10 protein-coding genes and 1 tRNA gene are annotated in these 13,051 nt (G+C 64.4%); 4 read left to right on the forward strand and 7 right to left on the reverse strand.

The features are described from left to right. Positions 1–47: 47 nt before the first annotated feature. The 3 genes from VGU65_RS13970 to metH all read left to right on the forward strand — a co-directional run bounded on the left by VGU65_RS13970 (position 48) and on the right by metH (position 4,905). The gene (locus VGU65_RS13970; protein WP_327476695.1) at positions 48–974 is read left to right on the forward strand and encodes an ArsR/SmtB family transcription factor; all 927 of its coding nucleotides are present in this window, start codon (positions 48–50) and stop codon (positions 972–974) included. Between the two features lie 84 nt (positions 975–1,058). Next, entirely contained in the window at positions 1,059–2,135 is a 1,077-nt protein-coding gene (locus VGU65_RS13975; RefSeq protein WP_327476697.1) for a homocysteine S-methyltransferase family protein, read from the forward strand. A gap of 85 nt (positions 2,136–2,220) precedes the next feature. Further along, positions 2,221–4,905 (forward strand): methionine synthase, encoded by a 2,685-nt coding sequence (metH, locus tag VGU65_RS13980; protein ID WP_327476699.1) that lies wholly within the window; start codon positions 2,221–2,223, stop codon positions 4,903–4,905. A gap of 117 nt (positions 4,906–5,022) precedes the next feature. Here the strand turns inward: metH and VGU65_RS13985 are convergent, their stop codons facing one another. After that, a complete protein-coding gene (locus VGU65_RS13985; RefSeq protein ID WP_327476701.1) occupies positions 5,023–5,349 on the reverse strand; it encodes a lipid-A-disaccharide synthase N-terminal domain-containing protein in 327 nt (108 codons plus the stop codon). Between the two features lie 105 nt (positions 5,350–5,454). Here VGU65_RS13985 and VGU65_RS13990 point away from each other — a divergent pair. After that, positions 5,455–5,529 (forward strand) — tRNA-Val (locus VGU65_RS13990). A 95-nt stretch (positions 5,530–5,624) separates the two neighbouring features. Here VGU65_RS13990 and VGU65_RS13995 read toward each other — a convergent pair. The 6 genes from VGU65_RS13995 to pilV are packed head-to-tail and all read right to left on the reverse strand — an operon-like array spanning position 5,625 to position 13,003. Next, positions 5,625–6,230 (reverse strand): GspH/FimT family pseudopilin, encoded by a 606-nt coding sequence (locus tag VGU65_RS13995; RefSeq protein ID WP_327476703.1) that lies wholly within the window; start codon positions 6,228–6,230, stop codon positions 5,625–5,627. Positions 6,231–6,237: 7 nt separating this feature from the next. Then, on the reverse strand, positions 6,238–6,663 hold the full coding sequence (locus VGU65_RS14000; protein ID WP_327476705.1) for a type IV pilin protein: 426 nt from the start codon (positions 6,661–6,663) through the stop codon (positions 6,238–6,240). A gap of 13 nt (positions 6,664–6,676) precedes the next feature. Next, a complete protein-coding gene (locus tag VGU65_RS14005) occupies positions 6,677–10,411 on the reverse strand; it encodes a pilus assembly protein (RefSeq protein WP_327476707.1) in 3,735 nt (1,244 codons plus the stop codon). A 14-nt stretch (positions 10,412–10,425) separates the two neighbouring features. Next, on the reverse strand, positions 10,426–11,103 hold the full coding sequence (locus tag VGU65_RS14010) for a pilus assembly PilX family protein (protein WP_327476709.1): 678 nt from the start codon (positions 11,101–11,103) through the stop codon (positions 10,426–10,428). A 56-nt stretch (positions 11,104–11,159) separates the two neighbouring features. After that, positions 11,160–12,476, reverse strand: a complete 1,317-nt coding sequence (locus VGU65_RS14015; RefSeq protein ID WP_327476711.1) for a PilW family protein — start codon at positions 12,474–12,476, stop codon at positions 11,160–11,162. Beyond that, the gene (gene pilV / locus VGU65_RS14020; protein WP_327476713.1) at positions 12,473–13,003 is read right to left on the reverse strand and encodes a type IV pilus modification protein PilV; all 531 of its coding nucleotides are present in this window, start codon (positions 13,001–13,003) and stop codon (positions 12,473–12,475) included. Before pilV ends, VGU65_RS14015 begins: the two co-directional genes overlap by 4 nt. Positions 13,004–13,051: the final 48 nt, after the last annotated feature.

A 13,051-nucleotide genomic window follows, 5' to 3' on the forward strand; every position in this document is an offset into this window, starting at 1 on the left:
ATCGCCGCCTAGCCTATCCATCTTCGCATCGCGATAAAAGGATGGAAATGGATCTGGCGACCGCCTCCGGCGTCCTGCGCCTGCTGGCCGATCCGACCCGCGTGCGCCTGCTCGCCTTGCTGGAACACGAGGAACTGACCGTGGCCGAACTGGCGCAGGTGCTGCACCTGGCGCAGCCGCGCGTGTCCACGCACCTGGCCAAGCTCAAGGAGGCCGAGTTGGTGCGCGACCGTCGCGCCGGTGTGTCCGCCTATTACCGCGCCAACAACGAGGGCGATTCGCACCAGCACGCGCTGCTGCACTCGCTACGCGAAAGCATCGACGACGCGCTGCTGCGCGAGGATGCCGCACGACTGCCGGCGGTGCTCGCCAACCGCGCCCGCGAGGAAGGCTGGGCCGACACCGTCGCCGGCGACATGGAGCGCCACTACTCGCCCGGCCGCACCTGGGAAACCCTCGCCCGCTCCCTGCTGCAGTTGCTCGAAACGGGCGACGTACTGGACATCGCCTCGGGCGATGGCGTCACCGCCGAGCTATTGGCGCCCCATGCGCGCTCGATCGTCTGCGTCGACTCCAGCGAACGCGTGGCCGCCGCTGCCGCCCAGCGCCTGAAAGCCTTCGGCAACGTCGAAGTGCGCCAGGGCGACATGCATGCGCTGGACCTGGGCAGGCGCCGCTTCGACCTGGTGCTGATGCTGCACGCGCTGACCTACGCCGAGCACCCTGCCCAGGCCGTGGCCGAGGCCGCGCGCCTGTTGCGCAGCGGCGGCCGGCTGCTGGCGGTGACGCTGGGCAAGCACGCCCACCGCGCGGTCGTCGAGCCGTTCGATCATCGCAATCTCGGCTTCGCCGCGGACGAACTCTCCCGCTTCGCCACCGACGCCGGGTTGACCGTATCCAGTTGCGTCCGCCTGAGCCGCGAGCGCAAGGCGCCGCACTTCGAAGTCATCAGCCTGCTCGCCCGAAAGCCCTGAACCCGAATCCTCTCCCCTGCGGGAGAAAGTGTCCGAAGGGCCGATGGGCAAGCCGCCCCACGCCCGAACCGTTGGAAGAACGACATGACCACCCTGCCCTGGCTCCATCCCGACCGCGTCGCCCAGCTCGAACGGGCACTGCGCGAGCGCATCCTGATCCTCGACGGCGCCATGGGCACCATGCTGCAAGGGCACGCGCTGGACGAAGCAGGCTTTCGCGGCGAGCGCTTCACCCACGGCCACGACAGCCAGCACGACCACGCCCATCCCGGCGGCTGCGACCTCAAGGGCAACAACGACCTGCTAACGCTCACCCGACCGGAGCTGATCGGCGGCGTGCACGAGGCCTATCTCGAGGCCGGCGCCGACCTGGTCGAAACCAATACCTTCAACTCCACCCGCATCAGCCAGGCCGACTACCACCTCCAGCACCTGGCCTACGAGCTGAACCGGGAAGGCGCCCGGCTGGCGCGCCTGGCCTGCGACGCCTACACGGCGAAAACGCCGGACAAGCCGCGATTCGCCATCGGCGTCCTCGGCCCGACCAGCCGCACGGCCTCGCTGTCGCCGGACGTCAACGATCCGGGCTTTCGCAACGTCACCTTCGAGGAACTGGCGGCGAACTACGCCGAGTCGGCCGCCGGCCTGGTCGATGGCGGCGCGGACGTGGTGATGGTGGAGACCATATTCGACACGCTCAACGCGAAGGCCGCCCTGTTCGCGCTGTCCGAGCTGTTCCGCCAGCGCGGCGCGCGCGTGCCGGTGATGATCTCCGGCACCATCACCGATCGTTCCGGCCGCACGCTCTCGGGCCAGACGGCCGAAGCCTTCTACTACTCGGTCAGCCATGCCCGGCCGCTGGCCGTGGGCCTCAACTGTGCGCTCGGCGCGGCCGACCTGCGGCCGCACGTGCAGACCCTGGCCGAGATCGCCGACTGCTACGTCAGCACCCATCCCAACGCGGGCCTGCCCAACGCCTTCGCCGAGTACGACGAGACGCCAGCGCAGATGGCCGCGGTGATCGGCGGGTTCGCCCGCGATGGCCTGCTGAACCTGGTCGGCGGCTGCTGCGGCACGACACCGGCACATATCGCGGCGATCGCTGAAGCGGTGCGTGGCTGTGCGCCTCGTCGGTTGCCTTCGGTCGCGCACGCTGCATGAGCATTCTCATACCCGCACGCCTGAGCCCTCTCCCCCCGGCCCTGCCCGGGGGAGAGGGAGCCTTCATCACCAAGTTTCGTTGCCCATGACCACCATCCGCCATACCCGCCTCGCCGGCCTCGAGCCGCTGGTCATCACCCCGGACCTGTTGTTCGTCAACGTCGGCGAGCGCACCAACGTCACCGGCTCGGCGCAGTTCAAGAAGCTGATCAAGGAAGATCGCTACGAGGAAGCCGTGGAAGTGGCGCGCCAGCAGGTCGCCAACGGCGCGCAGATCATCGACGTCAACATGGACGAAGGCCTGATCGATTCGGAAGCGGCCATGGTGCGCTTCCTCAACCTGATCGCTGCCGAACCGGACATCGCCCGCGTGCCGGTGATGGTCGACTCCTCCAAGTGGAGCGTGATCGAGGCCGGCCTGCGCTGTCTGCAGGGCAAGGGCATCGTCAACTCGATCTCGATGAAGGAAGGCGAGGAAGCGTTTCTTGAGCACGCGCGCAAGGTGCGCCAGTACGGCGCCGCCGCCGTAGTGATGGCCTTCGACGAAGAAGGCCAGGCCGACACCGCCGAGCGCAAGATCGAGATCTGCTCGCGCGCCTACAGGTTGCTTACCGAACAGCTCGACTTTCCGCCCGAAGACATCATCTTCGATCCCAATATCTTCGCCATCGCCACCGGCATCGAGGAGCACAACAACTACGCGGTGGACTTCATCGAGGCCACCCTCGAACTGAAGAAGCGCTTCCCGGCCAGCCATGTCTCCGGCGGTGTCTCCAACGTGTCGTTCTCCTTCCGCGGCAACGACACGGTGCGCGAGGCGATCCATTCGGTGTTCCTCTATCACGCCATCAAGGCGGGCATGGACATGGGCATCGTCAACGCTGGCGCGCTGGCGATCTACGACGACCTCGACCCCACGCTGCGTGAACGCGTGGAGGACGTGGTGCTCAACCGCCGTCCCGATGCCACCGAGCGCCTGCTCGAGATAGCCGACAACTACAAGAAGAAGAAGGGCGAGGCCGTCACCGAGAACCTCGCCTGGCGCGAGAAGCCCGTGCGCGAGAGGCTCAGCCACGCGCTGGTCCACGGCATCGACCAGTTCGTGGTCGAGGACACCGAGGAAGCGCGCCAGCAATGCGCGCGTCCGCTCGATGTCATCGAGGGTCCCCTGATGGACGGCATGAACGTCGTCGGCGATCTGTTCGGCGCCGGCAAGATGTTCCTGCCGCAGGTGGTCAAGTCCGCGCGCGTGATGAAGAAGGCGGTGGCCTACCTGCTGCCCTACATCGAGGCCGAAAAGGCGCGCACCGGCGACGTCGGCAAGAACAACGGCAAGATCGTGATGGCCACGGTCAAGGGCGACGTGCACGACATCGGCAAGAACATCGTCGGGGTGGTGCTCCGCTGCAACAATTTCGAGGTGGTCGATCTGGGCGTGATGGTGCCCGCGCAGAAGATCCTGGAGACCGCCATCGCCGAGCAGGCCGACATGATCGGCCTGTCCGGGCTGATCACGCCCTCGCTGGAGGAAATGGGCCACGTCGCCCGCGAGATGCAGCGCCAGGGGTTCACCGTGCCGCTGCTGATCGGCGGCGCCACCACCTCGCGTGCGCACACCGCGCTCAAGATCGAGCCGCACTACAAGTCGCCCTGCGTATGGGTGAAGGACGCCTCGCGTGCGGTCGGCGTGGCGCAATCGCTGGTCAGCAAGGAGCTGGTCGACGGCTTCATGGCGAAGATCCGCGCCGAGTATGCGGAGATTCGCGAGCGCCACCGACACCGTGGCCCCGGCAAACAGCTGGTGCCGATGGACAAGGCCCGCGCACACCGCTTCACCTGCGACTGGACGAACTACGAGCCACCGCAGCCGGCCAAGCCGGGCCTCACCGTGTTCGACGACTACGACCTGGGGGAACTGCGCCGCTACATCGACTGGACGCCGTTCTTCCAGGCCTGGGAACTGGCCGGCCACTACCCGGCAATCCTCGCCGACGAAGTGGTCGGCCCCCAGGCGAGCGAGCTCTTCGCAGACGCCCAGGCGATGCTGGATCGCATCGTCGCAGAAAAATGGCTTACCGCCCGCGCCGTGATCGGCTTCTGGCCTGCTGCCAACGTAATGGACGATGTCGAAATCCAGGCCGATGGCGGTACGGTTAGGCTCCATCACCTGCGCCAGCAGGCCGACAAGCCCATCGAACGACCCAACCTCTGCCTGGCCGACTTCGTCGCGCCGAAGGAATACGGCAAGCGCGACTGGATCGGTGGCTTCGCCGTCACCGCAGGCCTGGGGATAGAGCCGCATCTGGAACGCTTCCGCGCCGACCACGACGACTATTCGTCGATCATCCTCAAAGCCCTGGCCGATCGCCTTGCCGAAGCTTTCGCCGAGCGCATGCACGAACGCGTGCGCCGCGAGTTCTGGGGCTACGTGCCGAATGAAACCTTGGACAACGAAGCGCTCATCGCGGAGAAGTACCAGGGCATCCGCCCCGCCCCCGGCTACCCTGCCTGCCCCGACCACACCGAGAAGACCACCCTCTTCCGCCTGCTCGATGCCACCGCCAACGCCGGCATCGAACTCACCGAGGGTTTCTCGATGTATCCGGCGGCGGCAGTCTCGGGCTGGTATTTCTCGCACCCGGACAGCCAGTATTTCGTGGTCGGTCGCCTCACCCGCGAACAGGTCGACGATTACGCCAGCCGCAAGGGCTGGAGCCGCGCCGAAGCCGAGCGCTGGCTCGCCTCCAATTTGGACTACGACCCGGACTGAACGACCGGCTGCATATCAAGATGTCGTGCCCGCAAGGCTGGGCGCCGCAGATCGGGAAACCGGCGTGGGCTCCCCGCTTGTGCGGAATATGCCCAGGGAAGGCAAGGTACAGGGCGGTCAGACTTCGTCGCCGGTCGCGCTGTCCCTGCGATGACGCAGGTGCACGATGAGGTTGTAGACCGACACGAACACCGGGAAAAAGTTGGAAAGGATGCCCACCGAATCGTTCTTGCCCACGACGAAGTAGGCCAGCAACAGCGCGCTGCCGAACACCGACAGCCACCAGAACGATAGTGGCATCACCACCCGCTTGTGCTTGCGCGTGTAGTACAGCTGCACGAACCAGCGGCTGGTGAACATGAAGGTGCCGGCAAACCCCACCAGTTTCCATGGCGTGAGCTGGAAACGCTGGATGGATTCGATGATGTGCGGAAAGATGCCCATGGGATTGGCCGTGCCGGGAAGGCGCGCATTCTACTCAACGGCATGTGTCACCGCCGCACCCATTGACCTTCCGCCACCGCCTCCGTATAGTTGCGCGCTCCCGGCGGGCGATTAGCTCAGCGGTAGAGCACTGCCTTCACACGGCAGGTGTCGCAAGTTCGATCCTTGCATCGCCCACCACGCATATAAAAAAAACGGCTTCGGCCGTTTTTTTTGCCTGCGCAGCGCTAAGCATCTGCCCGCTACATGCCTGGCGCCTGCCTCTACGTCCTCAATCAGGGCGAGCAACTGGCGCTATTCCCCAGCGGCGTGCTGCTGACGCTGCCCGAGCCGCCAAGGGAAAGGAGCACACCCGGTATGGCCGCCGTGCTCTGGCCCGTGCTGTCGGTTTCCTTGGCAAGCGAGCACACCGCAAATCGCGTGCTCGTCCGCGCAGCCGTCCCGCTACCCGAGCTCTTGAATTGGCCTTGAGGGCCGAGGCTGACGGCCTTGGCATCCGCGGCCAGGATCGATACACCCGCACGCGCGGTCGTGTACCTCAGCAGGGAGTTGTCGGTCGACGCACTGTCGTACGCCGTGTCGGCCTTGCCCTTGCCAGGCTTGTAGGCATAGATCATCCAGCCCGACTTGTAGGCCGTATTGCTGTCGCAATGGATGCCATCCGTACTTGGGCACACCGACACGATCGTGCCGCGCGTCACAGCCTCGCTGCGGGCATATGACAAGTCAGCCAGCAGAGCATTGCTCGCCGCGCTGACCTGGTTGCGTTTGATCACACCACGGTAACTGGGCACGGCAACGGCCAGCAGTACGGCCAGCACACCGACCGCGACCATCAACTCTACCAGGGTGACACCACGGACGCGCCTGGAAGTGATCATGGCCGCATCACCAGCACTTGCCGTTGGCGTTTTTGGAGGCGTCGGTCGACGGCGGCTTTTTCGTGCCGGTGTTGTCGATCGACAGGTCACCACATGCGTCCTTGGCCTGCGCCTCCATGGCCTTTGCCGTGACGATGAAGCTCTGCCAGTCGCCGCTGGCTCCCTGCGCCGCCGTAGCCTGGTAGTACTGCTTCTCCGAGTTGGCGGTCGCAGTGCCCGCGTAGCCGATGGTCTTCAGATCGCCGTAGGTGTTGTACGTGGAGTAGTAGCGCTCTTGTGCGTTGGCAATACGCAGCAGCAGTTCCTGTCCGTCGGCACGCCGCGCGCGGTACGCGTAGCGTCCATAGGCAGGTACGGCGATGGCAGCAATGATGGCAACGATGGCCACCACGACCATCAGTTCTATGAGGGTAAAGCCACGTTTGCGCGCCATGCAGCCACTCCTCCTAGTCATTGCTCAACTCCCGCCACGAGCGACGGCGCCAGATGGGAGCACCGGCGCTGAACGTGCTCCCGTCCTGCTGCAAGGTCACGCCAGGCAGGTAGATCTGGCCACCACCCACGGCGGATGCCACCGGGAGGAATCCGCCTGTGGGAGGATTCTTGACCAGAGCACCTGCCTGCTTGTAACCGTCCGGCCAGTTTGCGACCGCGCCGAAATTCACTCCGGGTGCTGCGCCGCCCGTGGCCGCGTCTATCACTATCACCGCCCCTCGAGGCGCAGGATCACACGGGTCGTTGTCCTGTGGGATCAGTGTGGTGATGATCGCGCGATTGGTATCGAACAATGCCGTGGCGTCAACGACAACGCGCTCGCCCTTGTTCGCCTGGCTGCTCCCGTTGTTAACGTAGAGGTTGAAATACCAGCCGCGGATGGCAGCGCCCTGGGCGTTTTTGAGCGGCACTGCATTGTTGGTCAGGCCGCGGATGGTGCCCGTTTCGGAAAGCGTTTGCTCGACCAGCGGTGTCGTGCCTTCCACCACCGGCGCCTGGCCAGCCTGTCCGTTGTCACGGATGCCATAGACCGCCTGTTGCTTGGTATTGCTGTCGATCACGTTATCGGTTCCGGCCAGGTACTTGCCGGTGCCGAAGACCACCACCAACCCGCCGCCGATCGGGTCGGGGAACAGCCTGGGCATCACTGTGACGGGCCGATCGCCGGGGTTGGACGAGCGGAAGAACAGTTCCGCCTTCCAGTTGCTTGAGTCGCCTGTGAGGTCAAACCGCCAGATGTTTCCTTGCAGGTCACCCGCAAAGGCTACGTCCTCGATCTGGTCACCCTGATAGTCGCCCATCACTGGCGTGGTCAAACCGTAGCTTTCGACGGTGCCCGCAATCCCGCTGGCCGTGGTCGGCGTCTTGATCTCCTTCAGCAGCGCTCCTGTCTGGGCATCGAGCACGAACAACGAGCTGAACTTGTTGCACACCGGATTGCCGCTGTTTGCCGACTTGGTGCAGTCCACGCTTTCCTCGTTGGGAAAATAGCCGCCGGGCACCAGGACGACCCATTGGCCGCTTGCGAGCCTGCCGATGTTTGGCCGCCCGTAGGTATATCCCAGGTTGGCGCCGCCCGTGCTGGTGTTATTGAACTCCCACAGCACCTTGCTATCCGGCGTGGACTGGCTGGCCGGCGCATCGGTGATGTCCAGCGCGTAGACGCCACGGCCACCGTAGCGCAAGCCACCGACCAGGAGGGTATGCCACTCGCTCTTGCCGTTAAGTCCGAAGAAGACGTCTCGACTCACGGGTGTCCCGTCGACCGAGGGCTGGAAGCTGAAGTTGTTCAACGATGACCAACCTGCAAGCCGGCCGTACACCGAATAGGGCACATAGGCCCACCGCTCGGCACCCGGCGAGGGCGTCACGTCGACCGTGCCCGGATCAGTAGACGCCCTGGTAGCGTCGAAGGCATGCAGCATGCCGTCGTTGGCTCCCACGTAAATCGTCGGCGCACGCTTGGCGTGGTCCTGCTGGAACTTGGCGTAGCCCTTATTCGCTTGCGCGGCCGCTGCCTCCTTGGAGCTGAGAGGCCAGCTGTCGCGATAGCCGCTCGCCGGCTGCGCGACATACAACACCTGTGCGTTCATCACCGCACCGAGCATGTGATTGCGCTGGCGGAAGCTGATGCCCTCCTTCGACTGGTTGCCGCGCAACCATGCCAGCCGGTCGGCGCCTGCCGTGCTGGTTCCGAACGCGGGATCGACCCCATTGATGGCGTTGACCACGGTGGCCCCTGTAAACGCCGCTCCCTTGCCCACTCCTGCGGCGGTGCTCGTAAGGATGACCCGCGAATCGGTGCCCTTGGCGCGTGCGTCCAGCAGATCGCCACCACTCCAAAGCATGCCGCCCACCGTTCCATCGGCTTTCACACCATAGGCAGCCACCGAACCGCTCCAGTCGTTGGTGTCGTATCCGGCTTTGTAGGTCATCGCCGCGGTGCTCAATACAGAGGTACTGAGGCTTCCCGCCACGGAGGTGGTGCTCCGCGCAACGATGCTGCTGATGATTTTGGTCAGGGCGGACACCAGGTCCGCCGGGTTGCTCGCTGCGAAGAACTGGCCACGACTGTTGAGGGCCGCGTGCCACATGTCGTCGATCTTCTTGCCGTCATCGGCGCCCACCACCGGCACCGGCCACGCGGTCGCGCCCTTGCGCAGGCTGGTGTAAGTGGCGTCGTTGTTGGCCAGGGTGCCCGAGGCGCCAAAACCGATCATGTACTGGACCAGATGCGGCCAGGTCGCGGGATCGTTGGTCGGGTTCCAGTAGATTTCCTTGTTGTCGCGCGGGTCGCTGTTCGCGGCCAACGGCTTGCCGAAAAGGCCGGTCGAGGTATCGACGATCGAGGGCGACACCTTGCGGCGGTTCGCCGTTGTGGCAAAGAGACTGGTTCCGGTCACGCCCGCCTGGAGATCCTGCGACCAGTAATAGAACGCAATATCCGCCATCGTCACCACGCTATTGGTCGCTTCGTTCCAGACCGCCTTGCTCTCTGCATCACTGATCGAGAAAGATCGGCCGTCCGGCAGCGTGGTCGACGTCCGGTCGTTGATCGAAAGCGCCGATGGGGTATCGCTGTTCCACATGCCGTCCGTCATCTGGACGTGGAAGTTCTGGCGGCAGATGAGCTCCTTGCCGACGTCACGATCCCAATAGGGGTTGTTGTCGGTCGCCCCCGTCCGGTTGGTGAAATACGTACCCACGCGCATGGCGGCCGAACGGTTGGGCGTACCGCCATTGGCGGTCATGTTGAACAACCAGTTGTAGAAACCGGTGCGCACGTTGCTCGTGGTGCTGTTATCCACGAACTTGTAGATCTTCGTACTGTTGCTCAGCTGGTTGGAGTTGATGTTCTGCCAGGCGACACGGACGTTCTTGTTGAAGGGAGCGAACGCGCGCGATATGGACGTCACGGCCGCCATCGTGCGCGTGCGGTAGTAGGAGTACCAGTTGGCAAAGTTCTGCTGGTCCTGGGAGCTCGTAAGCGAAACCCACACCCAATCGCCACTTTTGTTGGCGTACAGGTTGCCCACGGCCGCCGAGGTCAGCTGGCCATCAGCGCCGACCGGAAGCGTGGACGCGGCTCGTGTGTATTTGTAGTAGCCCGCGCCATTGTTTCCGCAGAAGCTGACGCTGGCCAGGCTGCGCGTATTCGCCGAATTGCCCGACGTCACCACGCCTGCCGGCGAGTTGGGACGGTTTATCTCGATTCCGTTGTCCCATGCCGCTGTGTATGAGGATTGCGGCATGGGGCTGCCGTCCGCCTTCAACGGTGGATCGTACGTATTGTCGGGATTGAAATAGACGCCGTTCATGCTCCATGAACGGGGATCGTTGGTGTCGGTGATGCCGGCAGTGATCACGCCCGCACAGAGAAAGGGCGCTCCGCTACTCGAAAACGTCCGGTTGGCGGCGACGGTCTGGCTCTGGTCGGTGGTGCTGGTGGTCCACCATTTATTGTCAATGTAGGGTCGCTGGTCGGGTGAGTGATGCCAATTCATCGAGCCGGAGTCGTCAAAGGTCAGCACCAGGTTCGGCGCCACGGTGGTCGTGGCTTCCGGTGGCTTGGCAGATAGATCCACAGTTCCTGCCATGGCCGTGGCCGAGAAACCGACGCAGAGGCCGAGCACTAGACTGCCCAGGCCGGTGGCCAGGCGCTCACGAGTACCGGTTGCGCTACGCATGTCGATCGCCTCTCTCAGTTGTTGACAGGCGCGGCGTAGGTGCTTTCCAGCACACGCACGGTATTGGGGTTACCACCCTGGGCACGCGCCGTGACCCGCCAGAGCCAAAGTGAAGTCGAGGGTGTCGAGCTGCTGCCGTAGGCGGCCGTCACGCCACCCTCGATCTGATTGCCGACGCCCGGAGGCGTTTCCTGCCCAAGGCGCTCGATAACGAAGCGGGGATTGTTCGTCAGCGCTGCGAGCTTCTGTTGCGCAGCACTCAAGGTGCTCCCGTTCATCGGCGCCATATAACTGAATCCGTTGGCATCGCCCTGATATTCGGCTCCAGCCCACGAGTCGTTGGCTGCAGGCCAACCAGCATCACTGCGAAAGCGCACAACATCGGGATTGGGGCTATCGGCGTTGAAGACGTAACAGGTGGTCAATTGAGTACCGGGACAGTCGAGGTGCAGGCCGCGGGCTGGCAGGCTCCACAGCAGCCACTCCCCTCCACGGAGGGCGGCCTCGGCCCCCATTTGTGCCTGCTGGTTGTTCCGCAGACCGCCCACCATGCGCTCCTGCAGCAACGAGCGACCCGAAGCGCTGATCGCCAGGACGGTCAGCAGCAGAAGAAAGATCAGCGCCATCACCAGCACGACGCCCTGCTGGCGACGGGGGACACGCAACAGCGCTCGGACAGGCTGGGCGGGCATGGATGGCTCCGTTCGACAATGGCGGCACCGGAGGCTTACGCCCGCGGCGCCCGAAATCAGGGGTTGTAGTTGCGCAGCGAAACGAGGGCGTTGAACTCGCGACGGATCGTGCCAGCCGCAAAACCCTGGTCATTCGGCTTGATCGCATGGCCGGCATCCGTGAGGGGTAGCGGCGCGGTATTGCCGTCAGCCGTGTACAGGTAGCTCGTATCGGTGCTGGTCAGTGTCGGCAACTGCGCCTGGCCACTCATCAGCAGGCGCACATCGATGCTTTTGACCGCACGCCACAGGCACCCCGCCGGGTTGACGGACACACTGCCGTCCGCAGCCAGCACAGAAGTGGGGCAGCCGATCGCATTGCCCATCCTGTTGTCCACTTGGGAGGCGGTGAGGAATTGGGTGTTGCCGTTGTTGTCCTCCACGCCATAGAGGAAATCCAGGCGCTCCACTCCACGCACCAGTTCCTGGGTTTGCCCGTTTTGCCGGCGCATGAGCGCCCCTGTGGTCTGGCCATCGCCGTTGTCGACTACCTGCAGGAAATAGCTCACCGTCAGAAGATCCGTATTGAAGTCGAACAGCTTGAGCGCCGATTGGGGTTGCTGGCTGGTCGGTGTGGTGTCGGCGAAATTGGCGGCGATACGCGGGGTAAGCAGTCCGCCGCCGCTCACATCGACGGCGAAGACCTGCGCATTGGAGCAGTCGGCCAGCATGGCCAGGTCATTTGCACCGAACTCGCTGATCGCAGGCTCACCGGACGCCGGCTTGATCGCCACACTGGTAACAGCACCCTTGCTGTCGGCCATGACGCTGGTGTTGCCTGCCCCAATGGCCCAGCCGCGCGAGCTGTCGAGATAGCGCATGGTCACCACCGATGCGCCGACCACGCGCGCCCCTACCGCCTTTCCCATGGCTGGCGCCACCGAGGAAGGAAGATCGGGTGTGCAGGTGCTCTTGCCACATCCGTATCCACGCATGGAGAGGAATGCGGGAAGGTAGTAGGGCGCCGTCGGTTGTGCGGGATAGCCGTTGGCGCCCCATTGCGTCGTCACGTCGCTCAATGCACCGAGCAGATTGACTGCATAGATCTTGGGGGCCCGCAGCCCATCCATGTAAAGGCCACTGCCACCGCTGCTGGCCACGCCACCGGTGTTGCTGCAGTAGAGCCCGTTGGCGTGGCGCAAATCCTGGGTGATGCGGGTGATCGCAAACCGCCCATCCTCCTGTAGTTGCGCCAACTGGTTCTGCGCACGATTGCTGCTGGAGGTGGAAAGGAACACGGTGACGATCCCGGCGGCGACCAGCAGGCCGAGCACCATCGCCACCATGAGCTCGATCAGCGTGACGCCGCGCGCCGTGAACGAACGCACCATCATGGCTGGAACTCCCAGGCATAGGTCTGGGCGGCGGTGTCGCGGTTGGCGGTGTCGCCAGCCTTGCGCTCGTTCCAGGTAATGGTCAGCGCGCAATGCCCACCGTAGGGAGGGCGGCGGTTGATCTGGTCGGCAGAAACCGTATAGCTGAGGGTGTTGGCCTCCTGGCAACTGATCGCGGCACCGGCGTTGGGCAGCAGGGTGGTCAGCATGCTGCTCCAGAGCTGCCGGTCGCGCTGCGCCAGCAGCAGCGGCGAACAGGCGCTGGTCTGGCAATCGATATTGCCTGTGACCGGATATGCGCCGTTGTAGCTTCCGTTCCACACGCCCACGGGATTGGCGCGCATGCGATCGGCCATTGCGCCGGCCAGAAAGGTCACCTGGGTACGCTGGTAGGCGGTGTGGTTGGAGCGCGTCGCCATCACCAGCAGACCCGCCATGCCGATCATGCCCACGCTGAAGATCAGCACGGCCACCAATACCTCGATCAGCGAGACGCCGCGCTGGTAGCACGGTGCGTAACGGTTCATTCGGCCCCCTCCCGGATCACGCCGCCGCCAGCATAGGCAGTGCGGCGC

Source organism: Frateuria sp., assembly GCF_035943815.1.
Taxonomy (GTDB): domain Bacteria; phylum Pseudomonadota; class Gammaproteobacteria; order Xanthomonadales; family Rhodanobacteraceae; genus Frateuria_A.